This is a genomic window from Paracraurococcus lichenis (assembly GCF_030657435.1).
In the GTDB taxonomy this organism is placed as follows: domain Bacteria; phylum Pseudomonadota; class Alphaproteobacteria; order Acetobacterales; family Acetobacteraceae; genus Paracraurococcus; species Paracraurococcus lichenis.
In genome coordinates, this window is record NZ_JAUTWS010000010.1 from 17,276 (window position 1) to 40,657 (window position 23,382).

Genomic DNA, 23,382 nt, shown 5'->3' on the forward strand with positions numbered 1-23,382 from the left:
GCGGCGGAGCCCCCTGCCCGGCAGGGGACCTCGGTCGGGAAAATCCCGGAGGGTGGGGGTGCTACGCCCGGGCAGGCCCGGCGTCAAGCGAAACCGGGGGCGCGAGGCCGGGCCCGAAGCCCGGCCGCCGACGCTACTTCGGCGCCAGCACCATGATCATCTGCCGGTTCTCGAGCCGGGGCATCTGCTCGACCTTGATGGTCTCGCCGAGGTCCACCCGGATCCGCTCCAGCACCTTGATGCCGAGATCCTGGTGCGCCATCTCGCGGCCGCGGAACCGCAGGGTCACCTTGACCTTGTCGCCCTCGCCGATGAAGGACTTCATCTGGCGCATCTTGACGTCGTAGTCATGGTCGTCGATGTTCGGACGAACCTTGACTTCCTTGATCTCGACGACCTTCTGCTTCTTCCGGGCCTCGTTGGCCTTCTTCTGCTGCTCGTACTTGAACTTGCCGTAGTCGGTGATCTTGCACACCGGCGGCACGGCGTTCGGGCTGATCTCGAGCAGGTCCAGGCCGACCTCGTAGGCACGCAGCAGCGCGTCGCGGGCGGTCATCACCCCGATCATCTCGCCGTCCTGGTCGATCAGCCGCACCTGCGGAACGCGGATCTCCTCGTTCACCCGCGGGCCGTCGCGCGTCGGCGGCTGATTGGAAATGGGTCCTCTTGCTATGGTCCTCTCCTGTCGCTGTGGAAACGGCTAGGCCGACTGTTATGGGGCTTGACTCACGCCGCTGCAACCGCTCGGTCCGCAAGGCGGTCCGGCGGCGTGGCCTCGGCGGCGAGCGCCGCCACCGCCTCGGCCAGCGGCAGCGTCGCCTGCTCCCGCCCCGGCAGGCGGCGCAGCACCAGCGCGCCCTCCTCCGCCTCCCGCCGGCCGACCACCGCCAGCACCGGCACGCGCTGGTCGATATGATCCACCACCTTGCGGTTGATCTTCTCGTTCCGCAGATCGAGTTCCACGCGGAGCCCCGCCTTCTGCAGCGCCGCCGCGGCCTCCCGCGCGAAGGGCGCGGCCTCGTCCACGATGGTCGCCACCACCACCTGCACGGGCGCGAGCCAGAGCGGGAAGCGGCCGGCATACTGCTCGATCAGGATGCCGAGGAAGCGCTCGAAGCTGCCGAAGATCGCGCGGTGCAGCATGACGGGGCGGCGGCGGCTGCCGTCCTCGGCCACGTATTCGGCGCCCAGCCGCTCCGGCAGCACGAAGTCCACCTGCAGCGTGCCGCATTGCCAGTCCCGGCCGATGGCGTCGCGCAGCACGAATTCCAGCTTCGGGCCGTAGAAGGCGCCCTCCCCCGGGTTCAGCGTGTACTCGATGCCGGCGATGCGGCAGGCCTCCTTGAGCGCGCCCTCCGCCTGGTCCCAGACCACGTCGCTGCCGGCCCGCGTCGGCGGCCGGTCGCTGAACTTCACCCGGAACTCGGGGAAGCCGAGGTCGCGGTAGACCGAGGAGAGCAGGTCGACGAAGGCCACCGTCTCGGCGGCGATCTGCTCCTCCGTGCAGAAGATATGCGCGTCGTCCTGGGTGAACTGCCGCACCCGCATGATGCCGTGCAGCGCCCCGCTCGGCTCGAAGCGGTGGCAGGAGCCGAACTCGGCCATGCGCAGCGGCAGCTCCCGGTAGGAGCGGAGGCCCTGGTTGAAGATCTGCACGTGGCAGGGGCAGTTCATCGGCTTCAGCGCCAGGACGCGGTCCTTCTCCGCCTCGTCCTCGACGCGGGCGATGAACATCGCATGCCGGAACTTCTCCCAGTGGCCGGAGGCCTCCCAGAATTTCCGGTCGAGGAGCTGCGGCGTCTTCACCTCGCGGTAGTCGTTCGCGTCCAGCCGCCGGCGCAGGTAGTCCTCCAGCACGCGGTAGAGCTTCCAGCCCTTGGGGTGCCAGAAGACGCTGCCCGCCGCCTCCTCCTGCAGATGGAAGAGGTCCATCTCCTTGCCGATCTTGCGATGGTCGCGCTTCTCCGCCTCCTCGAGCTGCGTGAGGTAGGCGTCGAGCTCCTTCTGGTCGCGCCAGGCCGTGCCGTAGATGCGGCTCAGCATGGCGTTGCGGTGGTCGCCGCGCCAATAGGCGCCGGCCACCTTCATCAGCTTGAAGGCGGTGCCGACATCGCCCGTGCCGCGCATATGCGGCCCGCGGCAGAGGTCGATCCAGTCGCCCTGACTGTAGAGGCTGATCTCCTCCGTCTCCGGCAGGTCGCGGATGAGCTGCGCCTTGTAGGTCTCGCCCCTGCGCTCGAAGAAATCGATGGCCTCGCCGCGCGGCATGACGCTGCGGACGAAGGGCGCGTTGCGCGCCACGATCTCCCGCATCTTCGCCTCGATCTTCGAGAAATCCTCGGGCGTGAAGGGGTCGTTGCGGGCGAAGTCGTAGTAGAAGCCGTTCTCGATCGCCGGGCCGATCGTCACCTGCGTGCCGGGATAGAGGTCCTGCACCGCTTCCGCCAGCACATGCGCGGCGTCGTGCCGGATCATCTCCAGCGCCTCGGGATCCTTGCGCGTGATGAAGCGCACGGCCGCGTCGCCGGCGATCGGCGCCGCGAGGTCCTTCGTCACGCCGTCCACCTGCATGGCGAGCGCCGCCTTGGCGAGGCCTGGGCCGATCGCCGCCGCGATCTCGGTGCCCGTCACCGGCGCATCGAACCGGCGCACGGATCCGTCGGGCAGTGTGATCGCAGGCATGGGGCGGCCTTTTCCATCCGAAGTTCAAGGGGCGCGGACCATGGGCGGGCGGCCCTGCCCGCGTCAAGCACGACGGCACGGGAAGCATCGCTGGACAAGCGACGCGGCCGGAATAGAGAGTGCCTTCGCCACGAGGACACCGCATGCCGATCCAGGCGGCCCCGGCGCCGCTGCGCGCCGCGCTCTACGTCGATTTCGACAATGTCTTCTCCAGCCTCGCCGCCATCGACGAATGGGCCGCCTGGAGCTTCGCCACCGCCCCGGCCCGCTGGCTGGCCTGGCTGGAGGCGGGCGCCGGGGCCGGCGCGCGCCGCCTGCTGGTCCGGCGCTGCTACCTGAACCCGGCCGGCTGGCACGAGCCGGAGCCGGGCGGCAGCCTCGCCGGCTGGCTGCAGCAGCCGCGGATCTACTACAGCCGCTTCCGCGCCGACTTCGTCCGCGCCGGCATCCAGGTGGTGGACTGCCCGCGCCTCGCCCGGCTCAAGAACGGCGCCGACATGGTGATGGCGCTCGACATCCTCGACGCCCTCGCCCATCCGACCCGCTTCGACGAATTCCTCATCCTCTCCGGCGACAGCGACTTCACCCCGCTCCTGCACCGGCTGCGCGCGCATGACCGGCGGAGCCTCGTCGTCACCCACCCGCTCTCGGCCCAGGCCTTCCGCGCCGCCGCCGATGCGGTGCTCGGCTTCGAGGATTTCGCCGAGGCCGCGCTGGTCGAGGACGCCGCCCCGGACACGCCGCCGCGCCCGGCGGCGCCGGCAGCACCTGCCGGCGCGGATGCGACGCCCGATCCCGGCGAGCCCATGGCGCAGCGCGCCGCCATCCTCGCCCTGCTGCGCCGCCTGGTGGCGGAGGCGGAGGCGCCGCTGCACCTGCCCGGCCTCGGCAAGCGGATCCACGAGCAGGGCGGCGCCTGGGTCCGGCGCTCGCGCTTCGGCGGCGCCGGGACGCTGGCCAGGCTGATCGAGGGCGCCGAGGGCCTGGCGCTGGAGGCCGGCCCCGGCGGCGGCTGGCTCTACGATCCGGCGCGGCACGACCGGCCCTCGCTGCAGCAGCCCGGCCTGCCGGAGGACCCGCTGGGACGGCTGATGGCGGAGCTGCGCGGCGCCCTCGGCCCGGGGCTCGAGGTGCCGCGGCTCGGGCCGGAGGAACTGGACTTCGCGCTCCGCCGCCTCGCCGGCATGCTGCCCCTGCCCGGCCCGCCCGCGGCGGAGCAGCGCGCGGCCCTCGCCGCCGAGGCGAGCGCCGCCGGCTTCGACCTGCCAGCCCGGGCCCTGGATGCGCTGGTCGCCTGGCTGCACCGGGCCCGGGTGGACTGGCGGGCGGCGCCGGAGGCCGAGACGCCGGCGCGGCTCGGCCGTGCCCTCTTCGCCGAGATCACCCGCCAGGCCGCGGCGGCCGGGACCCGGCTGCCGCCGGCGACGCTGGCCGCGCTGCGGGACTGGATCGGCCTCGGCAGCCCGCGCCCGGCGGAGGCCGAGGCACCGACCGGCGTGACCGGGCCGCCTGCCCAGGAGTAATCGCGTTTTTGTGATGCCCCGTCGTGACCGCCGCGGGTCATCTGTCGCGGCTGCAGCAATGCCGGCATGGTTCGCCGGCGGCAGCCCGGCGACGGCCTCCCTGCCCGGCGCCCGGAGAAGGATCCTCGCCCATGTGCCTGCCTGACGGAGCCTCGCGCGCCGGCCGGCCTGACCGCCCCACTCCCGCCGGGACCGCCCCGGCATGACGGCGGACCGGGACCTCGGATCGGAGGCCAGGCAGATGCTGGCCGAGCGCACCGCCGACCTGCAGGCGGCGGAGGCGGCGAACGAGGCCCTGCGGCGCGCCAATGCCGAGTTGCGGGCCAGCCGCGCGGCGCTGGCCGCGAGCGAGGCCCGGCTGCGCCTCGCCCTCGGCGCCGCCCGCATGGCGAACTGGGAATGGGACCCGATCGCCGACGTCGTCACGGGGTCCGAGGGGCGGGAGGCGCTCTATGGCCGCCCGCCGGGGAGCATGCGGTCCGCGCCGGAGGTCCTGGCGGCGGTGCATCCGGAGGACCGCGAGCGCTGCGCCGCCACCATCCGCCGCGCCATGGAGCGGATGCCGGGCGAGGAGGAGTTCGATGCGGTCGAGTTCCGCGTCCTGCATCCCGACGGCTCGATCCGCTGGCTCCGCTCCCAGGGCCGGATCACCGACCGCGACCCGCTGACCGGACGGGCGCTGCGCGCCGCCGGCGTCACCTTCGACATCACACAGCGGCGGGAGGCGGAGACGCGCTACCGCGTGCTCTTCGATGCCTCGCCCTTCGCCGTCATCGTCATCGACCAGGCGACCTTCCGCATCCTCGACGTGAACACCCGGGCCTGCCGCGACTACGGCTACAGCCGCGAGGAATTCCTCAGCCTGCTGATCACCGACATCGACGTGCTCGGCGACGAGGCGGCGATCCGCGCGCGCGGCCGCGCCCACAAGACCGGCGAGCGGACGCAGGAATTCGAGGCCGTGCACCGCACCCGCGACGGCGCGCTGCGCGACGTGCTGGTGCGGGTCGAGGGCCTCGACCTCGGCAATGGCCGGGTGACCTATGGCGCGCATATCGACATCACCGCCCGCAAGGCGGCCGAGGTCGAGCTGCGGCGCAGCGAGGAGCGGCTGCGGGTGGCGCTGGAGGCCGGCGGCCTCGGCGCCTGGGAGCTCGACTTCTCGCGGCGGCGGACGCGCTGGGATGCCAGGCTCGCGGCCATCCTGGGGCGGGAGCGGGTGGATGCGGAGGTGGCGAACGAGGTCCTGAGCCGGTGCCTCGAGCCGGCCGACCTCCCGGCGGTGCAGGAGGCCTTCCGGCAGGCGATGGCGACGGGCGGCGACTTCGCCGCGGAGTTCCGCATCCTCCGCCCGGATGGCGAGCATCGCTGGGTGCGGTGCTGGGGCCGCCTGCTGCCGGACCAGCACCCCGGCCACCGGCGGATGGCGGGCGTCGTCGCCGACGTGACCGAGCACCGGCAGGCCGAGGAGCGGCAGCTCCTCTTCATGCGGGAGATGGACCACCGCGCGAAGAACATCCTGGCGGTGGTCCAGGCGGCGCTGCGGCTGACGCCGCGGCACGATGCCGACAGCTATGCCGCCATGGTCGAGGGGCGCGTCTCGGCGCTGGCCCGGGCGCATACCCTGCTGGCGGAGAACCGCTGGACCGGCGCCGACCTCGCCGCCCTGCTGCGGGCCGAGCTGCAGCCCTTCCTGACCGCCGCGCCCGAGGCGCCGGAGGCCACGCGCATCCTGCTCGAGGGCCCGGCGCTGACGGTCGCGCCGCAGTCGACGCAGGCGCTCGGCATGGCGCTGCACGAGCTGGCGACCAATGCCATGAAGTACGGCGCGCTCTCGACCGCGGGCGGCCATGTCGCGCTGGGGTGGGAGGTGACGGGGGAGGCGCTGCGGCTGCGCTGGGAGGAGCGGGGCGGCCCGCCGCTCGCCGGCCCGCCGCCGGCCAGCGGCTTCGGCACGCGGGTGATCGAGGCGACGCTCGAGCGGCAGCTCGGCGGCACGGTCCGGCGGGACTGGCGGCCGGAGGGGCTGGTGGTGGAGGCCATGCTGCCGATCGGCACCATACGGGCGCGCTGAGCCCGGTTTGCCTGGCGGATGGGCCGCGTCAGGCTCAGGCCGTCACCAGGCCCGCCAGCGCCGCCCGCGCCTCGGCGACCGTCAGCGCCGCCAGGCTCTCCCGCCGCAGCACCGCGACGGCCCGGCCGCGCGGGGCGCAGAGCGCCGGGTCGCTCTCCGGCCCGAAGAGGGCGAGGGTCGGGCAGCCGGTCGCGGCGATCAGATGGGTCGGGCCGGTGTCGTTGCCGACCGCGAGGCCCGCGCGCCGCGCCACCGCGCCGAGCGCGGCATAGGAGGTGCGGCCGGTGAGGTCGATGGCGCCCGGCGCGGCCGCCAGGATCTCGGCCGCCAGCGGCCGCTCCGCCGGGCCGCCCACCACCACCGCCGGCCGATCCAGCCCCGCGGCGAGCTCGGCGAAGCGCGCCACCGGCCAGCGCTTGCCCGGCCGCCCGGGCGAGGCGCCGGGGACCAGCAGGGCGAAGCGCTCCGGCAGGCCGAAGGCCGAGACATCGGCATCCAGCCAGGCGAGGTCGGGCGGCGGGAACTCGGCGATGCCGGCCATCTCGAGCTGCTCGCGCTGCCGCTCGAGCGTGTGCATCAGGTCGCGCCGCGGGTTGGCATGCGGGTGGCTGGCGCCGCGGGCGATGCCGGACCACTCGGCGCCCGGCCCGACCAGCCAGCGGTAGCGGGAAGAGCGCGCCGAGGTCTGCAGGTCGTAGACCCGGTCGAAGCCCGCGCCGCGCAGCCGCCGCGCCAGACGCCAGAGCGCCGGCAGGTCGCCCCAGGCCGGGCGGCCCTCGGTCCAGACCTCGTCGAACCAGGGGCTGCGCCGCGCGAGTTCGGCATAGGGCGGCGTGGTCAGCAGGGTGATGCGCGCCGCCGGGTGATGCGCCCGGATGGCGGCGAAGGGCCCGAAGGCCTGCACGAAATCGCCGAGGGCGGCGAGCTTGATGACCAGGATCCGCCCGCTCATGCCAGTTCCCGGTACAGGTCGAGGGTCGCGTCCTGCATGGCGCGCGTCGTGTAGTGCGCCAGCACATGCGCCCGCGCCCGCGCGCCGATCGCCGCCCGCGCCCCGGCCGGCATGGCGAGCACCGCGTTCAGCAGGTCCGCCAGCGCGCGTGGATCGCCCGGCGTCACGCGCCAGCCGGTGACGCCCTGCTTCACCGTCTCCCGCGGCGCGCCGAGATCGGCGGCGATGACGGGGCGGGCCATGGCCTGGGCCTCGATGACGGTGCGGCCGAAGGCTTCCGGATCGGTCGAGGCATGCACCACCACGTCGGCCAGCAGCAGCGCCGCCGGCACGTCCTCGGCATGGCCGGCGAAGCGCACCCGGTCGGCGAGGCCGAGCGCCGCGATCCGCCGGGCGAGCTCGTCACGGTAGGCGGGGTTGCCGCCGCCGACCAGCACCGCGACCGCCTCCGGCACCCGCGCCATGGCCTCCACCAGCACGGCCTGGCCCTTCCAGCGGGTCAGCCGTCCCGGCAGCATGACCACCGGCCGGTCCGGCGGCAGGTGCCAGGCGGCGCGCAGCGCGGCGAGGCGGACGGGCGCGACCGCGGCCGGATCGAAGAGCGCCGGATCGACGCCGCGCGGGATGATCCGGATGCGCGCCGGGTCGGTCCCATGCCGCGCCCGCAGGTGGCCGGCGATGAAATCGCTGATGGCGATCACCCGCTCGCCCCGCGCCATGACCGAGTTGTAGAGCCGCTTGCCCGGGAAGCCCTCGTTGTAGGTGCCGTGATAGGTGGTGACGAAATGCACGCCCGTGCACCGCGCCGCCAGCAGCGCCGACCAGGCCGGGGCGCGGGAGCGGGCATGCAGGATGCGCACGCCCTCCGCCCGCACCAGTTCCGCGAGCGCGCCTGCATTGCGCAGGATATGGAGCGGGTTCTTGGTGCGCAGCGGCAGGGTGACGTGGCGGGCGCCGAGCGCCTCCAGCCGCTCCACCAGCGGGCCGCCGGCGGAGGCGACCAGGGCGTGGCCGCCGGCGCGGAGGATGGCCTCGGCGATCTCCAGCGTGCCGCGCTCCACCCCGCCGGAGACGAGGGCGGGCAGGACCTGCAGCACGGTCAGCGGCAGCGGGACGGGCATGCGGGTCTGGTAGCGGCAGCGGCCGGGCCCGTCATCCCCACCGCCGCGGCGCGGCGGTCATGCGCGGGGGCAGGCCGGGCCGCGGCCGCAGGACGGCGGCGCCGGTCGGGCCAGGGCCAGGGCCAGGGCCCGAGGTCGTCACGCCAGCGGCAGCGGGACGGCGAGGCCCGCCGCGGCGGCGCGGGCCGCCAGGACCGGCGGGATGGAGGGATGCAGCGCCACGCCCTCGGCGAGCGCCGCAGCCCGGCGCTGCCAGGCGCGCTCGCCCGGCAGGCGCGGCGGCGGGCCGCCCCGGGCCGGCGGGTTGCCGCGCACCGCCTGCTCCATCCAGCCGGCCTCGCGCAGGAAGGCCTCCGTGCCGCCGAAGCGGGCGGGGTCGATGACGAGCACGAGGACCGAGGCGCCCCAGCCGGCCGGCGGGTCGGCGCGGCCATAGCCGCCGAGCGCCGAGGTGAGCGCCTCCACCATCAGCCCCAATCCGAATCCCTTGTGCCCCGCCGCCATGCCGCCGAGCGGCAGCAGGGTCCCGGCGGGCTCGGTGAAGAAGGCCTCAGGGTCGTCGGTCGGGTTGCCCTCGGCATCGAGCAGGGCGTCGTAGGGGAAGCGCGTGCCCTCGGCGCGGCGGCGGCCGGTCATGCCGTTGGTGGTGATGGACATGGAGACGTCGATCATCACCGGGCCGGAGGGGCCGGGCCAGCCGGCGGCCACCGGATTCGGCGTGATGATCCGCCGCGTGCCGCCCCAGGGCGCCACCGAGGCGGTGCCGGGATCGGAGGAGAAGATCAGCAGCACCTGCCCGCGCTCGACGATGCGCGGCAGGTAGGCGGCGAGGCAGCCGATGTGATGCGCGCGTCGGATCGAGACCGCGGCGAGGCCGAAGGTCACCGCGCGCTCCGAGGCGAGGTCGGCGGCGCGGCGCACCAGCCAGGGGCCGGGGAGCTTCGCCCCCTCCCAGGTCTCGGCGACCGGCGTGGCGGACAGCACCGTCGGCCGGCCCCTCCCCTGCATGTCGCCGCCGGCGAGGCCGTCGAGATAGGGGCCGAGCAGGGCGAGGCCATGGGTGTCGTGGCCCATCAGGTCGCCCTCGACCAGGATCTCGGCCACCGCCGCGGCCTTCTCCTCCTCCATGCCGCCCTGCTCGAAGAGGGTGGCCGCGAAGGCGCGGAGGGCGGCGGCGTCCCAGCGTGGGGGCGCGGCTTGGGTGGTGCTCACGGGACCTTCTCCGGGACGCGGTCGGGCGGAGCGCCGCTCTGCGGGCATCCGCCCCTGGTGGATCGAGAGGGGATCGGGGGCGGGGCGCGCCCGGCGGCCTAACTCGGCCCGCTCCGGCATTTCGTCAACCGCCGGTGAGGCACTGGCCCGGCAGCAGGGGCACCGGCGCCGGCCGCGCGCCGAGGGCGAGCGCGGCGCGGCGCAGGCGCGGCGCATCCGCGGTGGCGAGCACCGCGAGGCCGTCGCCGAGGCCGGCGAGGCGCGCATCCGCCATCGCCGCGAGCAGCACCGCCTGCTCCGCAGGCATGGCATAGGCGAGGAAGGCCGGCCCGCGCGCCGGCAGCGCGGCGCCGCCGGCCGCCAGCAGCAGCACCAGCGCGGCGGGACCGCGCGCAAGCCCGGCCGGGCGTCGCCGCCAGGCCGTGCCGAGCCCGATGGCGGCGAGGCCGAGGGCGAAGAAGACGAGGTCCCAGAGCAGCGGCTGCGGGCTGTCCTGCCGGATGCGGTGCAGGCCGAGCGCCCAGTGGTTCACCACCGCGTCCAGCACGTGCCAGGCGCCGAAGCCGATGGCGAACCAGCCCGCCGGGATGGCGCCGCCGCCGCCCCAAAGCAGGGCGAGGCCGAGCGCCAGGACCAGGTAGTGGGCGGCGTGGAACAGCCCGTCCCACCAGACCTGCAGCCGCTCGAGATCCAGCGTGCCGCCGGGGATCCAGCCGCTCAGCAGGTGGTGCCATTGCAGCACCTGGTGCAGCAGGATGCCGTCGAGGAAGCCGCCGAGCGCGAAGCCGAGCAGCCCCGCCGCCCAGGCCCGCCGTGCCCTATCCGCCATCGCGCCCGCCCCGCTGCCTGCCGCGGCAACGGCGCGGGAGTGGGCGGGTTCGGGACCGGGCCCGTTCCGTGATCGCCCGGGGGGTTCACCTTGGCCCAGGCTTCGCTAGGTTCACGGCCCAAGGACTGGGGAGGATGGGACGCATGCCGCGCCTGGATGGGATGGCCCTGCCGGAGGACTGGCGGGACGGATGCTTCGCCGCGCGGGTGATGACCCCGGAAGGCCCCTCGGCCGTCGCGGTGCTGCGCGGCGCGGCCTTCGACATGACGCCGGCCTTCGGCACGGTCAGCGCCTGGCTGAACGAGCCGGACCCGGTCGCCGCCATCCGCACGCGCGGCGTGCCGATGCCGCTCGACCTGCCGGCGGCGCTGGCGAACAGCGCACATGACCGTCGCAACCCCGACAAGCCCTGGCTGCTGGCGCCGGTCGACCTGCAGGCGGTGAAGGCCTGCGGCGTGACCTATGTGCGGAGCATGCTGGAGCGGGTGATCGAGGAGCGCTGCCGCGGCGATGCCAGCCAGGCCGAGGCCGTCCGCGCCGAGGTGCGGTCCATCATCGGCGACGACCTGTCCGCGGTGAAGCCGGGCAGCCCGGAGGCGATGCGGCTGAAGGCGGCGCTGGTGCAGAAGGGCTGGTGGAGCCAGTACCTGGAAGTGGGCATCGGCCCGGATGCCGAGATCTTCACCAAGTGCCAGCCCATGGCCTCGGTCGGGCCGGGGGCGCGGATCGGCGTGCATCCGATCAGCCAGTGGAGCAACCCGGAGCCGGAGGCGGTGCTGGCGGTCAGCGCGCGCGGCGCCATCCTCGGCGCCATGCTGGGCAACGACGTCAACCTGCGCGATGTCGAGGGGCGCTCGGCCCTGCTGCTCGGCCGGGCGAAGGACAACAACGCCTCCTGCGCCCTCGGCCCGGTGCTGCGGCTCTTCGATGCCGGCTTCACGCTCGAGGACGTGCGCGGCGCCGAGATCACCCTCTCGATCGAGGGCACGGACGGCTTCCGGCTGGAGGAGGCGGGCGCGATCGGCCTGCTCAGCCGCGAGATGAAGGACATCGTCGGCCAGTTGATCGGGCCGCACCACCAGTACCCGGACGGCGCGGCACTGTTCCTCGGCACGCCCTTCTCGCCAAGCAAGGACCGCGGCGCGCCGGGGATGGGCTTCACCCACAAGCCGGGCGACGTGGTGCGCATCGCCACGCCGCGCCTCGGCGCCCTGGTGAACGAGGTGGCGCGGACCGATGCCTGCCCGCCCTGGGGCTTCGGCGCCGGGGCGCTCTTCGCCAACCTGGCGCAGCGCGGGCTACCGCGGCGGTGAGTGCGGCCGGCGGCGGCGCGGGCCGGCCGGCGGGCGAGGAGTCGGGCCGCCTCGACCGCGGCGACGGGGTGGAACTTGCCTGGCGCCGGCGCGCCGGGCGGGGGCCGGGCGTGGTCTTCCTCGGCGGCTTCAACAGCGACATGACCGGCAGCAAGGCGGAGGATCTCTCGGCCTTCTGCGCCGCGCGCGGCCAGGCCTTCCTGCGCTTCGACTACAGCGGCCATGGCGCGAGCGGCGGGCGCTTCGTCGAGGGCACCATCGGCCGCTGGGCGGCGGATGCGGAGGCGGTGCTGGATGCGCTGGCGGCGGGGCCGCAGGTGCTGGTCGGCTCCTCCATGGGCGGCTGGATCGCCCTGTTGCTGGCGCTGCGCCGGCCGGAGCGCCTGGCGGGGCTCATCGGCATCGCCGCCGCGCCCGACTTCACCGCGCGCATGGAGGAGGGGCTGACGCCCGAGGCGCGCGCGGCGCTGGAACGGGACGGCGTCTGGCACCGGCCGAGCGCCTATGGCGAGCCCTACCCCATCGCCCGCGCGCTGATCGAGGAGGGACGCAACCACCTGCTGCTGCACCGGCCCCTGCCCCTCGTGGCGCCGGTACGGCTGCTGCACGGACAGCAGGACCCGGACGTGCCCTGGGACCTCTCGCTGCGCATCGCCGCCGCGGTCACGGGAGAGGACGTGCAGGTGACGCTGATCAAGGACGGTGACCACCGGCTGTCGCGGCCGCAGGACCTGGCGCTGCTGCGGCGGACGCTGGCGGCGCTCCTCGGGGAGGGCGGCTGAGGAACCGGGCCGGCCTTCGACCGGGCGCCGCGGCAGCCCGGGCGGGTCCGCCCGGGCACTATTTGCTTACAGGTAACGCAGCGCCATGAAGCCCACCACGATCCCGGCCGCCGCGCCGGTCGTGACCAGGGTCAGCCGCCGCTCGATGAAGTCGCGGATCGGCGGGCCGTAGCGGCGCAGCAGGAAGGCCAGCAGGAAGAAGCGGGCGCCGCGCGTCGCCACGCTCGCCGCCAGGAAGACCGGGAAGCTGAACTTCGCCGCGCCCGAGGCGATCGTCACGATCTTGTAGGGAATCGGCGTCAGGCCCTTGATCAGGATGACCAGCGCGCCCCAGCGCTCGTACCAGCCCTCGAACCGCGCCAGCGCGTCGGCATGGCCATAGGCGCGCAGCACCGGCTCGGCCAGCGCATCGAAGAGGAAATAGCCGATCGCATAGCCCGCGATGCCGCCGATCACCGAGGCCAGGGTGCAGATCAGGGCATAGCGATAGGCCCGGTCCGGCCGCGCGATGCACATCGGGATCAGCATCGCATCCGGCGGGATGGGGAAGACGCTGCTCTCGGCGAAGCTCACCCCGGCCAGCCAGGCCGGGGCGCGGCGATGGGCGGAGAGCGCCAGCACGCGGTCATAGAGGGCACGCAGCATCGGAGGGTCCCGGATGGTCCCTCGCGGCTTTGCACGGGCAGGCGGGCGGCGCAACACACAGGCGACGGACCTGCGCTGCGGTCATGCCGGCCGGGGCGCGCCATGCGTCCGTAACGGGTTGTGACCCGCCGGTCCGCGATGGGATCATGGCGCTTCGCAATTTCCGGAGGGCGGGATGTCGGTCACTGCTGCGCGGGGTCCCGCTGTTGCGGTCGGGGTGCTGATCGGCTGCGGGGTGGTCTGCGCCGCCCTGGCCATGGGCCTCCGGCAGAGCTTCGGCCTCTTCCTCGCGCCGATGACGGCGGCGCATGCCTGGTCGGCCTCCGGCTTCGCCTTCGCCATCGCGCTGCAGGTGCTGGTCAACGGCATCAGCCAGCCGATCTGGGGCCAGGTCGCGGACCGGATCGGCGGGCGCAAGGTCATCATGCTCGGCGCGCTGCTGCAGCTCATCGGCGTGCTCGGCATGGCGCTGTCGGACGGATTGCCGCTCTTCACCTTCTTCGCCGGGCTGGTCATGGGCTTCGCCGTCTCGGCCGCCGGCATGCCGGTGATCATGGCGAGCCTGACCCGCCTGCTGCCGGAGGCGCAGCGCGGCCGCGCCACCGGCCTCGGCACCGCCGGCTCCTCCTTCGGGCAGTTCCTGGTGGTGCCGCTGGTGCAGCTCGGCATCTCCGGCCTCGGCTGGCAGGCGGCGCTGGTCGCGGTGGCGCTGGCCTCCCTCCTCATGATCCCGCTCGCCCTGCCGCTGAACGACACCCAGGCGCGGCCCGCCGCCGGCGCGGCGGCGGAGCAGACGGCCGGGGAGGCGCTGCGGCTGGCCCTGCGGACGCCGACCTTCTGGTTCCTCTGCTGCGGCTTCTTCGTCTGCGGCCTGCATGTGAGCTTCCTGGCGATCCACCTGCCGGGCTTCGTCGCCTCCTGCCACCTGCCGGTGGCGGTGGGCGCGGGCGCCATCAGCCTGATCGGCCTGTTCAACGTCGCGGGGTCGCTGATCGCGGGGGAGCTGTCCACGCGCTGGAAGCGGCGGGAGCTGCTGGTCGGCATCTACGCCGCGCGCGGGGTGGTGATGGCGATCTTCCTCTTCGCCGAGAAGACCACCGCCTCGGTCCTCATTTTCTCGGCGGTCATGGGCATCCTCTGGCTCTCCACCGTGCCGCCGACGGTCGCGCTCTGCGCCCGGAATTTCGGCATGCGCTGGCTGGCGACGATCTTCGGCCTGGTCTTCCTGGCGCATCAGGTCGGCGGCTTCACCGGCGCCTGGCTGGGCGGCCTGGTCTTCGACCGGACCGGCAGCTACGACCTGATGTGGACCATCAGCATCCTCGCCGCCGCCTTCGCCGCCCTGGTGCACATGCCGGTGAAGGACGGGCCGCCCCGGGCCCTGCCCGCCACGGCCTGAGGCCGGGTTGGGCCGGAACGCGTTCGGGGCCAGCGCATTCTCACGCTGACCGTGCAGCGTGAGAATGCGCTATGCTTTTGATTTGTAGAGCAGATTCACGCCTCCGAGCGTTTCCACTCTGCGGCGATCTGCTCTAGAACCATGCCCTGACCTGGACCGGAGGACGACGGATGCGGCGTTGGGCCCTGCTGCTGGCGCTGGGATTGCCCCTGGCGGGCGCCATGGATGCCGGGGCGCAGCAGCGCCAGGGCCCGCCGCACGAATGGACCTTCGGCATGTGGACCGGCGGCCTCTACCCCGCGGTGGACAGCGAGAGCCCCTCCTGCGCCGGGCTGCCGACGGTGATCTTCACCCGCGACATCGTCATGCGCGTCTCGGTGCTCGACACCGCCTATCGCCAGCGGACGATCGAGACGGTGGCGCTGCAGCCGAACGGGCTGGAATTCCGCTTCACGCCCATCGCGCCGATGGTCGGGCCGCTCGGCAATCGCACGCCGCCGGATATCGGCTTCGGCTGCGGCGGCAACCCGAACATCCTGCGGGTCGAGCGCAAGGGGCCGGACGAGATCGCCTTCCCCGGCTGCGACGAATTCCCCTCGACGCTGAAGCGCTGCACCGCGGGCAGCCGCTGATGCGCATCGCGCTCATCCACGCGCTCCGCCACTCCCCGCCGCCGATCGAGGCCGCCTTCGCGCGGCTCTGGCCGGAGGCAGTGCTGATGAACCTGCTCGACGACAGCCTCTCGGCCGACCTGGCGCGGGAGGGCGCGCTGACGCCGGCGATGACGGAGCGGTTCCTGACGCTCTCCCGCTATGCCGCGGGCACCGGGGCAGCGGGCATCCTCTTCACCTGCAGCGCCTTCGGCCCCTGCATCGAGGCGGTGGCCGCCGAGCGGGCGCCGATGCCGGTCCTCAAGCCGAACGAGGCAATGATCGAGGAGGCGGTGGCCGCGGCGCGCGCGGCCGCGGGCGGCCGGCGGCCCCGCATCGGCCTGCTCGCGAGCTTCGCCCCGACCCTCGACAGCATGCCGCCCGAGTTTCCCGGCGATGTGGAGGTCGTGCCCTGCCTGGCCGAGGGTTCGCTCGCCGCGCTCGATGCCGGCGACGGCGCGGCGCATGACCGGCTGGCGGCCGAGGCGGCGCGGCGGATCGCGGACTGCGACGTGATCGCGCTGGCGCAGTTCAGCCTGGCCCGCGCCGCGCCGGCGGTGGCGGAGGCGACGGGCCGGCCGGTCCTCACCACGCCCGACAGCGCGGTGCGCAAGCTCGGGCGGCTGCTGGCGGCCTGAGCCCCGCGGCGCGAGGGGACGGCGCTACGCCGCCTGCGCCATCCCGCCCCAGGCCTCGGCCAGGATCTCGTAGGACCGCTTGCGCGCGGCGTGGTCGTGGATCGCGGCCGCGACCATCAGCTCGTCCGCGCCGGTGCGCGCGACGAAGTCCTGCACGCCGCGCCGCACCGCCTCCGGCCCGCCCACCACGGCGCAGCCCAGCGCCTGCTCAAGGATCATCCGCCCGCGCGGGTCGATCTGCGCATCGAAGCCCTCGACCGGCGCCGGCAGCTTGCCCGGCATGCCGCGGCGGAGATTGAGGAAGGCCTGCTGCTGGGAGGAGAAGAGGAAGCGCGCCCGCTCCTCGCTCTCGGCGGCGAAGACCGGCAGGCCGAGCATGACATAGGGTTTCTCCAGCCGTGCGGAGGGGCGGAATTCCGCGCGATAGGCCGCGATCGCCTCCATCATCATGGCCGGCGCGAAATGCGAGGCGAAGGCATAGGGCAGCCCGAGCATGGCCGCGAGCTGCGCGCCATAGGTGGAGGAGCCGAGGATCCAGACGGGGATGTCGAGCCCCGCCCCGGGCACCGCCTGCAGCCGCTGGCCGGGCTGCGCCGGCTCGAAGTAGCGCATCAGCTCGATGACGTCGCGCGGGAAGTCGTCCACGTCGCCCGCGAGGTTCCGCCGCATCGCATGCGCCGCCACCTGGTCCGTCCCCGGCGCGCGGCCGAGGCCGAGATCGACGCGGCCGGGATGCAGCGCGGCGAGGGTGCCGAACTGCTCGGCGATGATCAGCGGCGCATGGTTCGGCAGCATGACGCCGCCGGCGCCGATGCGGATACGCTTCGTCGCCGCGCCGACATGCGCGAGCGCGACGGCGGTCGCGGCGCTGGCGATGCCGGGCATGTTATGGTGCTCGGCCATCCAGAAGCGGTTGTAGCCCAACCCTTCGGCGTGGCGGGCGAGGTCGGCGGAGTTGCGCAGCGCCTGGCCCGCATCGGAGCCCTCCGGCACGGGCGCGAGGTCGAGGATCGAGAGCAATGCCATGCCGGGCATATTGGCACGGCCCCGCTCCGCGCCAACCATGCCGACGGGACCGGGACCGGGAACCCGGCAGCGGCATCGCGGCTTCTTCTGCTTCGAATTCCTGCGGAAGGCCGATGCAACCCTTTTCAGCCCCGAACGAGGCCGGCACGCCCGGCCAGCCGCGCGCGGGCTGGTGGCGCGGCCTCGGCTTCGGGCTGCTCGCCTTCGGCCTGGCGCTCGGGGCGCGCTTCGCCCTGGCCGGTGTCCTGCCGCCGACGGGCTTCCCCTTCCTGACCTTCTTTCCCGCCGTCATCCTCACCGCCCTGTTCGGCGGCCTGGCCGCCGGCCTGCTGGTCTCGGCGCTCAGCATCCTCGCCGCGCTCTATTTCTTCATCCCGCCGGCCTACAGCTTCGCGGTGAAGGGCTCGGCCGACATCATCGCCCTCGCCTTCTTCGCCGCCGTGCTGCTGGTGGACTGCATCGTCATCCGGGTCATGACCGGCTCCCTTGCCCGGGTGCGGGCGGAGCGGTCGCGCAACGCCGCGCTCGCGGAGTCGCAGCGGCGGATGGCGACGGAGCTCGCCCGGCGGCTGGAGGAGCTGCGCACCGCGCTCGCCGCCGGCGAGAATGCGCGCGGCCGCCTCGCCGCCAGCGAAGCCCGGCTGCAGGCGCTGAACCACGAGCTGCAGGCGCGCGTGGAGGCCGAGGTCGCGGCGCGGGAGGCGGCGCAGATGCGCGCGGCGCATGCCGAGCGGCTGCAGGCCCTCGGCCAGCTCGCGGGCGGCATCGCGCACGACTTCAACAACGTGCTGCAGGCGGTCGCCGCCTCGTCCGGGCTGATCGAGCGGCGGGCGGAGGATCCCGCCATGGTCCGCCGCCTCGCCCGCCTGGCGGCGGAGGCGACGGCGCGCGGCGCGGCGGTGACGCAGCGGCTGCTGTCCTTCGCCCGCCGCGGCGCGCTGCGGGCGGCGCCGGTCGACGTCCCCGCGCTGCTCGAGGGACTGCGCGACATCCTGGCGCATACCCTCGGCCGCTCCCTGTCCATCCGGGTGGAGGCGCCGCCCGGCCTGCCGCCGCTGCTGGCCGACAAGGCGCAGCTCGAGACGGTGCTGGTCAACCTCGCCACCAATGCGCGGGACGCGATGCCGGAGGGCGGGACGCTCACCTTCACCGCCGCGGCGGAGCGGGCATCGCCCGGTCATCCGGCAGGCCTTGCCCCAGGAGCCTATCTGCGGCTGCAGGTGCAGGACAGCGGCAGCGGCATGACGCCCGAGGTGCTGGCGCGCATCGCCGAGCCCTTCTTCACCACCAAGGGCATCGGCCGGGGCACCGGCCTCGGCCTCGCCATGGCGCGCGGCTTCGCCGAGCAGTCCGGCGGGACGCTGCTGGTCGAGAGCGAGGCGGGCGAGGGCACCTGCGTGACGCTCTGGCTGCCGCAGGCCGCCGCCAGCGCGTCGCCGCCGCCGCCCGCGCCGCCCACCGCGCTGCGCGGCCTCACTTTGCTGCTGGTGGACGACGAGCGGCCGGTGCGCGAGGCGGTGGCCTCGGCGCTGCGCGACTTCGGCTGCCGCGTGCTGACGGCCGAGAGCGGCGAGGCGGCGCTGCCCCTGCTGCGCGACGAGGCCCGCATCGACGTGCTCGTCACCGACCTTGCCATGCCGGGCATGAACGGGGTGGCGCTGATCCGCGCGGCCCGCCAGGCACATCCCGACCTGCCGGCCCTGCTGCTGACGGGCTTCGCCGGCGAGGTGGAGGCACAGGGCGGCCGCGAGTTCGTCGTGCTGCGCAAGCCGCTGACGGGCAGCGACCTGGCGGCGGTGATCGCGGCGCTGCCGCTGGAGGCGCGGCAGGCGGCGCCGGCCCTCTAGGGCGGATCGCCGCGGGGCGGAGCCGCCGGCAGTCCCATCCGGGTGAAGGCGGTGCGGCGGGCCGGTGACCGAAGGGCCGGATGGCCCGGAGGCCTGAATCGGCTCGCCCAACATACGAGGCGGGCCGCGCGGCGACGGCACGATCCGCCGCCGGCCCCCGACACCGGGACCGGCGCGAGCATGGCCCCCGGAAGGCCCGGCGCTACTCCTCCGGCTCGCCGTCCAGCACGCGCTCGATCCGCGGCCAGACGCGCTTGAAGACCTCGGCATAGGCGGCCTGCAGCGCGGGGTCGGCGGCCGGCGCCGCCGTGTCGGGGTGCAGTTCCCGCGCCAGCATCCGCCGCAGCGTGGCGATCCGCGCGCGCGTCGGGCCTTCGCCGGCCAATTGCGCCTCGGCCGCCGCCGCCCGCCGGGCTGCCGCCTCCGCCTCGGCCCGCAGGCGCGCGACCTCCGCCCAAGGGTCGGCCAGAGGGCGGTCGGCCAGAGGGCGGTCGGCCACGGGGTGGGGCTCGGCCGACCAGCGCCGCCGCCGCTCGCCTATCGCCAGGTGCACGCCGTCCGGCCCGGCCGGGCCGATCACCCCCTCCGCCTCCATCCGCCGCAGGAAGGACTGCGCCGCCGCCGGGGTGGCATCCAGGCCCCGGACCAGGTCCTCCGCCGATAGCCGGGCCCGGCCGCGCGCCCAGGCCAGGGCATCCTCGTAGCGCAGGAAACGGGGCATCGGCGGGCGCACCTCGCGTTGGCGGTTCGGTCAGCGCCTTGCCCTATAGACCTGAAACCATGAGGCGAATGCGAAGCTGGCCGTTAATTGTTCTTTCAGCGATCACACCGGTTGGCGCTGCCGCCGGGGACTGGTCGGCCTGCCGCGCGGCGGTCGAGGTGGCGGAACGGGAGGCCGCGCTGCCGCCCGGCCTGCTGCAGGCCATCGCGCGGACCGAGAGCGGCCGGCGGGACCCGGCGACCGGGCGGATCGAGCCCTGGCCCTGGGCGCTGAATGCCGGAGGCCTCGGGCTGCTGGCCGCGACGCGGGAGGAGGCCATCGCCACCGTCGCCGCGCTGCAGGCGCGCGGCCTGCGCAGCATCGATGTCGGCTGCCTGCAGGTGAACCTGCTGCACCACCCCGCGGCCTTCGCCAGCCTGGAGGAAGCCTTCGAGCCGCTCGCCAATGCCCGCTATGCCGCCCGCTTCCTGCGGGAGCTGCAGGCCCGGGCGGGCGGCGCCTGGGAACAGGCCGTCGCCTGGTACCACTCCGCGACGCCGGAGCGCGGCGAGGCCTATCGGCTGCGGGTGATGGCCGCGCTTGCCGGCGGCAGCGGCGTCCTGCCGTCGCTCCCCGCACCCCCGGCGCCGCGGGCGGACCCGGTCGCGCCGCTGCTCGCGCCCGCGGCCTGGCATGTCCGGGTCATCGTGCCGCTGCCCCTGGCGGCGCCGGGCACGGCCGGCCCCGCGCCGGCCCGGACGGCGCCTCTCCTGCCCGGCCTGCCGCGGGTGGTGACGCCCCGCGGTGGATGATCCTCAACCCGGTGGATCATCTTTGTTCAGGATTTTCCCGCACTGCTGAATTTCGTGAATCACGGTCTCAATTGCATGCGGTTCGTCGAAAAAAGTAGGAGAGATGCACCGACTGTTGGTTGAGACAGACCAGCATCGGACGACCCGGAGCCACCGGGCCGCCACCCTCGCCGCCCGCCGGCATGCAGGAGGTCCCATGAACCTGATGTCCCTCTACCTCTCCGCCCGTGCCCTCGTCACCGACCGCAAGGGCGTCACCGCGCTGGAGTACGGCCTCATCGCCGCGCTGATCGCCACCGTCATCATCGGCGCCGTGTCCGCGCTGGGCACCAATGCCTCCACGATGTTCCAGAACATCGCCGACAAGATCGCCGGCAAGTGAGCCCGAGGGCCGGCGGGGCCTTGTGCCCCGCCGGCCCGCGGACGTCGCCATGGCGCTCCTCGCGCTGGCCCCGGCCCTCGCCCTGCTGCTGGCCGCGGCGCTGCACGACATCGCCGCGCGCACCATCCCGAATGCCGCCAGCCTTGCCATCGCGCTCGCCGGCCTCGCCGCCCGCGCCTTGGCGGAGGAGGCGCTGCCCGGGCTCGCCGCCGCGCTGGCCGTCTTCCTCCTCGCCTGGCTCGCCTGGCGCTGCCGCGTCATGGGCGGGGGCGACGTGAAGCTGCTCGCGGCCTGCGCCCTGCTGGTGCCGCCCGCCGCCGTGCCAAGCCTCGTCCTCGCCACCGCCATCGCCGGCGGGCTGCTCGGCCTGGCCTATCTCGCGCTGCGGCCGCTGCTGCCGGCGCCCGCCGCGGCGCGTCCCGGCGGCCTGCCCGGCCGCGCCCTGCGCGCCGAGGCCTGGCGCATCCGCCGCGGCGGGCCCCTGCCCTACGCGGTCGCCATCGCCCTTGGGACTTTCTTCACGCTGCTTGTCTGAGAGTCCGGCCCATGCTGCTGCGCACCCTCCTCCTCGGCCTGCTCCTCCTCGGCCTCCTCGGCTTCGGCGGCGTCGCCTGGTACAGCCTCCGCCCGGCCGAGGCGCCGGTGGCGGACGCCCCGCCGCCGCCGGAAAAGGCGGTGTTCCTGGTCGCCGCCCGGCCGCTGCGCGCCGGCGCGCTAATCAAGCCGGAAGACCTCACGACGCAGGAGATGGAGGTCGCCGCCGCCCCCGCCGGCACCCGCCGCGATGCACGGGAGACGCGGGCGGAGCTCTTCGGCGCCATGGTGCGCCGCAGCCTGCCGCAGGGCGACCCCATGCTGGCCGAGGACGTGCTGCGCCCCGGCGACCGCGGCTTCCTCGCCGCCGTGCTGGGGCCGGACATGCGCGCGGTCTCGGTCGGGGTCGATGCCGTCTCCGGCACCGCCGGGCTGATCTGGCCGGGCGACCGCGTCGACGTGGTGCTCACCCAGCAGCTCTCGGACGACAACCTGCCCGCCTATCGCCGCGTGGCCGGGGAGACCGTGCTGCCCGATGTGCGCGTCATCGCCATCGACCAGGCGCTGGTCCAGGGCGCCATGGGCGACGGGCCGGAGGGCAATCGCCAGGTCCGCACCGTGACGCTCGAAGTGACGCAGAAGCAGGCCGAGCGCGTCGCGGTCGCCACCCGGCTCGGCCGCCTCTCGCTGGTGGTCCGCTCCGCCACCGGCACCGAGCCGCAGGCCGAGCCCGCGCCGGCCATCACCTGGGGCGGCGACGTCTCCCCGGCGCTGCGCGCCGGCCGCGGCACCGCCGAGGCGGCGCCGCAGACCCTGCAGATCTTCCAGGGTGCCGCAAAACGCGAGGAGTTCCGCTTCTGATGCGCATCACCGCCGTGCTGCTGCTGCTGCCCGCGCTCGCCGCGGCGCAGGAGGCCCCGCCTGCCCGCCCGACGGCGCTGCCCATGCGGCAGGTGACGCAGGAGAACAGCGTGGCGCTGCGCGCCGGCCTGCCCCTGACCATCGAGGCCGGCGCGGGCCGCATCCTGCAGATGAACCGCGCCGCCGGCTCGGTCTTCGCCGCCGACCCGCGGGTCGTCGAGGTGCGGCCGGCGAGCCCGACCAGCCTCTTCCTCTTCGGCGTGGCGCCGGGCCGCACGACCATCGCCGCGCTCGACGGCCAGGGCGCCCCGGTCGCGCAATACGAGGTCACGGTCCGCCCCTCCGGCTACGGCGCGGGGGAGGCGCAGGCGGCGATCGCGCGCCTGATGCCGGGCCGGCAGGTGCGGGCCGAGGCGCGCGGCAATGGCCTGGCGCTGCTGGGGGAGGTGGCGACGGCCGCCGAGGCCGAGCAGGCCGCCGCCATCGCCCGCGGCTACCTCGCCGAGGGCCAGCAGATCGACAACCGCCTCAGCGTGCTCGCGGCCGGCCAGGTCAATCTCCGCGTCCGCATCGCCGAGGTCTCGCGCGAGGTCACGCGCCAGCTCGGCGTGGACTGGCAGGCGGTGGGCCGCAGCGGCAATTTCGCCATCGGCCTGCTGACCCGCAACGCGCTGTTCGACGCGGTCAACCCCTCCAGCACCACCGTGCTGAACTGGAACGACGGCCGCGCCGACGTCAACGCCATCATCGATGCGCTGGCGCAGGACCGGCTGATCACCGTGCTCGCCGAGCCGAACCTGACGGCGCTGAGCGGCGAGACCGCGAGCTTCCTGGTCGGCGGCGAATTCCCCATCCCCATCGCGCTGCGCGACAACGTCGTCACCGTCCAGTTCAAGCAATACGGCGTCAGCCTCGCCTTCGTCCCGACCGTGCAGTCGCAGGGCCGCATCAGCCTGAAGGTCCGGCCGGAGGTGAGCGAGCTGACCGACCAGGGCGCGGTGCGGCTCGCCTCCGGCAATGCCTCCATCCAGATCCCGGCGCTGACCGTCCGCCGCGCCGAGACGGTGGTCGAGCTCGGCAGCGGCCAGAGCTTCGCCATCGCCGGCCTGCTGCAGGACAATGCCCGCAGCCTCGGCCGCGCCCTGCCCGGCATCGGGGAGGTGCCGGTGCTCGGCGCGCTCTTCCGCTCCGACCGCTTCCAGCGGAACGAGACCGAGCTGGTGATCATCATCACGCCCTATGTCGTCAATCCGGCCAGCGATCCCGTGGCGCTGCGCCCGCCGATCGACCGCTACGTGCCGCCCGACGATCTCGAGCGGCTCCTGTTCTTCCGCCAGCTCTCCAGGGTGCGCAGCCTGCCGCCGCGCTTCCCCGGCGAGGTTGGCTTCTCCACCCGGTGA

At 74.4% G+C, this 23,382-nt stretch carries 22 protein-coding genes; 13 read left to right on the plus strand and 9 right to left on the minus strand.

The window, feature by feature from the left end; genetic code table 11:
* Positions 1 to 133: 133 nt before the first annotated feature.
* Together infC and thrS are read right to left on the minus strand one after the other, a co-directional pair.
* The gene (gene infC, locus Q7A36_RS12240; RefSeq protein WP_305104134.1) at positions 134 to 658 is read right to left on the minus strand and encodes a translation initiation factor IF-3; all 525 of its coding nucleotides are present in this window, start codon (positions 656 to 658) and stop codon (positions 134 to 136) included.
* A gap of 68 nt (positions 659 to 726) precedes the next feature.
* Positions 727 to 2,682, minus strand: coding sequence for a threonine--tRNA ligase (gene thrS / locus Q7A36_RS12245; RefSeq protein ID WP_305103980.1), 1,956 nt, complete (start codon positions 2,680 to 2,682; stop codon positions 727 to 729).
* 143 nt (positions 2,683 to 2,825) lie between these two features.
* Here thrS and Q7A36_RS12250 point away from each other — a divergent pair, with 143 nt between their 5' ends.
* Positions 2,826 to 4,205 (plus strand): NYN domain-containing protein, encoded by a 1,380-nt coding sequence (locus tag Q7A36_RS12250; RefSeq protein WP_305103981.1) that lies wholly within the window; start codon positions 2,826 to 2,828, stop codon positions 4,203 to 4,205.
* A 202-nt stretch (positions 4,206 to 4,407) separates the two neighbouring features.
* Positions 4,408 to 6,279 carry a PAS domain S-box protein gene (locus Q7A36_RS12255; protein WP_305103982.1) on the plus strand — a complete coding sequence of 624 codons (1,872 nt, stop codon included), beginning with the start codon at positions 4,408 to 4,410 and terminating at the stop codon, positions 6,277 to 6,279.
* Positions 6,280 to 6,313: 34 nt separating this feature from the next.
* Here Q7A36_RS12255 and Q7A36_RS12260 read toward each other — a convergent pair whose 3' ends face one another.
* The 4 genes from Q7A36_RS12260 to Q7A36_RS12275 all read right to left on the minus strand — a co-directional run bounded on the left by Q7A36_RS12260 (position 6,314) and on the right by Q7A36_RS12275 (position 10,393).
* Entirely contained in the window at positions 6,314 to 7,231 is a 918-nt protein-coding gene (locus Q7A36_RS12260) for a glycosyltransferase family 9 protein (protein WP_305103983.1), read from the minus strand.
* The gene (locus tag Q7A36_RS12265) at positions 7,228 to 8,352 is read right to left on the minus strand and encodes a glycosyltransferase family 4 protein (protein ID WP_305103984.1); all 1,125 of its coding nucleotides are present in this window, start codon (positions 8,350 to 8,352) and stop codon (positions 7,228 to 7,230) included. The genes Q7A36_RS12260 and Q7A36_RS12265 overlap by 4 nt, the downstream gene beginning before the upstream one ends.
* Positions 8,353 to 8,490: 138 nt before the next feature.
* The gene (locus Q7A36_RS12270) at positions 8,491 to 9,564 is read right to left on the minus strand and encodes an Ldh family oxidoreductase (protein ID WP_305103985.1); all 1,074 of its coding nucleotides are present in this window, start codon (positions 9,562 to 9,564) and stop codon (positions 8,491 to 8,493) included.
* A gap of 124 nt (positions 9,565 to 9,688) precedes the next feature.
* Entirely contained in the window at positions 9,689 to 10,393 is a 705-nt protein-coding gene (locus Q7A36_RS12275; RefSeq protein ID WP_305103986.1) for a DUF2243 domain-containing protein, read from the minus strand.
* Between the two features lie 143 nt (positions 10,394 to 10,536).
* On the opposite strand from Q7A36_RS12275, the gene Q7A36_RS12280 reads away from it, so the two are divergent.
* The gene (locus Q7A36_RS12280) at positions 10,537 to 11,706 is read left to right on the plus strand and encodes a fumarylacetoacetate hydrolase family protein (protein ID WP_305103987.1); all 1,170 of its coding nucleotides are present in this window, start codon (positions 10,537 to 10,539) and stop codon (positions 11,704 to 11,706) included.
* Complete coding sequence (locus Q7A36_RS12285) at positions 11,703 to 12,488, plus strand: alpha/beta hydrolase (protein ID WP_370655664.1); 786 nt, start codon at positions 11,703 to 11,705, stop codon at positions 12,486 to 12,488. The genes Q7A36_RS12280 and Q7A36_RS12285 overlap by 4 nt, the downstream gene beginning before the upstream one ends.
* A 66-nt stretch (positions 12,489 to 12,554) precedes the next feature.
* Here the strand turns inward: Q7A36_RS12285 and Q7A36_RS12290 are convergent, their stop codons facing one another.
* Positions 12,555 to 13,133, minus strand: a complete 579-nt coding sequence (locus tag Q7A36_RS12290; protein WP_305103988.1) for a YqaA family protein — start codon at positions 13,131 to 13,133, stop codon at positions 12,555 to 12,557.
* Between the two features lie 175 nt (positions 13,134 to 13,308).
* Here Q7A36_RS12290 and Q7A36_RS12295 point away from each other — a divergent pair, with 175 nt between their 5' ends.
* The 3 genes from Q7A36_RS12295 to Q7A36_RS12305 all read left to right on the plus strand — a co-directional run bounded on the left by Q7A36_RS12295 (position 13,309) and on the right by Q7A36_RS12305 (position 15,820).
* On the plus strand, positions 13,309 to 14,532 hold the full coding sequence (locus Q7A36_RS12295) for an MFS transporter (protein ID WP_305103989.1): 1,224 nt from the start codon (positions 13,309 to 13,311) through the stop codon (positions 14,530 to 14,532).
* Between the two features lie 170 nt (positions 14,533 to 14,702).
* Positions 14,703 to 15,164, plus strand: a complete 462-nt coding sequence (locus Q7A36_RS12300; RefSeq protein ID WP_305103990.1) for a hypothetical protein — start codon at positions 14,703 to 14,705, stop codon at positions 15,162 to 15,164.
* Positions 15,164 to 15,820 carry an arylsulfatase gene (locus Q7A36_RS12305; RefSeq protein WP_305103991.1) on the plus strand — a complete coding sequence of 219 codons (657 nt, stop codon included), beginning with the start codon at positions 15,164 to 15,166 and terminating at the stop codon, positions 15,818 to 15,820. The genes Q7A36_RS12300 and Q7A36_RS12305 overlap by 1 nt, the downstream gene beginning before the upstream one ends.
* 24 nt (positions 15,821 to 15,844) lie before the next feature.
* Here the strand turns inward: Q7A36_RS12305 and Q7A36_RS12310 are convergent, their stop codons facing one another.
* Positions 15,845 to 16,846: an LLM class flavin-dependent oxidoreductase gene (locus Q7A36_RS12310; RefSeq protein WP_305103992.1), complete on the minus strand. Its 1,002-nt coding sequence runs from the start codon at positions 16,844 to 16,846 to the stop codon at positions 15,845 to 15,847.
* Between the two features lie 113 nt (positions 16,847 to 16,959).
* On the opposite strand from Q7A36_RS12310, the gene Q7A36_RS12315 reads away from it, so the two are divergent.
* Entirely contained in the window at positions 16,960 to 18,693 is a 1,734-nt protein-coding gene (locus Q7A36_RS12315) for an ATP-binding protein (protein ID WP_305103993.1), read from the plus strand.
* A gap of 202 nt (positions 18,694 to 18,895) precedes the next feature.
* On the opposite strand, the gene Q7A36_RS12320 is transcribed toward Q7A36_RS12315, so the two are convergent.
* On the minus strand, positions 18,896 to 19,414 hold the full coding sequence (locus Q7A36_RS12320) for a hypothetical protein (RefSeq protein WP_305103994.1): 519 nt from the start codon (positions 19,412 to 19,414) through the stop codon (positions 18,896 to 18,898).
* 158 nt (positions 19,415 to 19,572) lie between these two features.
* Here Q7A36_RS12320 and Q7A36_RS12325 point away from each other — a divergent pair, with 158 nt between their 5' ends.
* From Q7A36_RS12325 to Q7A36_RS12345, 5 genes are all read left to right on the plus strand, one after another.
* The gene (locus Q7A36_RS12325) at positions 19,573 to 20,205 is read left to right on the plus strand and encodes a lytic transglycosylase domain-containing protein (protein ID WP_305103995.1); all 633 of its coding nucleotides are present in this window, start codon (positions 19,573 to 19,575) and stop codon (positions 20,203 to 20,205) included.
* Between the two features lie 196 nt (positions 20,206 to 20,401).
* Complete coding sequence (locus Q7A36_RS12330) at positions 20,402 to 20,587, plus strand: Flp family type IVb pilin (protein ID WP_370655665.1); 186 nt, start codon at positions 20,402 to 20,404, stop codon at positions 20,585 to 20,587.
* Positions 20,588 to 20,636: 49 nt separating this feature from the next.
* On the plus strand, positions 20,637 to 21,122 hold the full coding sequence (locus Q7A36_RS12335) for a prepilin peptidase (protein WP_305103996.1): 486 nt from the start codon (positions 20,637 to 20,639) through the stop codon (positions 21,120 to 21,122).
* Positions 21,123 to 21,133: 11 nt separating this feature from the next.
* Positions 21,134 to 21,982, plus strand: a complete 849-nt coding sequence (gene cpaB, locus Q7A36_RS12340) for a Flp pilus assembly protein CpaB (protein WP_305103997.1) — start codon at positions 21,134 to 21,136, stop codon at positions 21,980 to 21,982.
* Positions 21,982 to 23,382: a type II and III secretion system protein family protein gene (locus Q7A36_RS12345; protein WP_305103998.1), complete on the plus strand. Its 1,401-nt coding sequence runs from the start codon at positions 21,982 to 21,984 to the stop codon at positions 23,380 to 23,382. The genes cpaB and Q7A36_RS12345 overlap by 1 nt, the downstream gene beginning before the upstream one ends.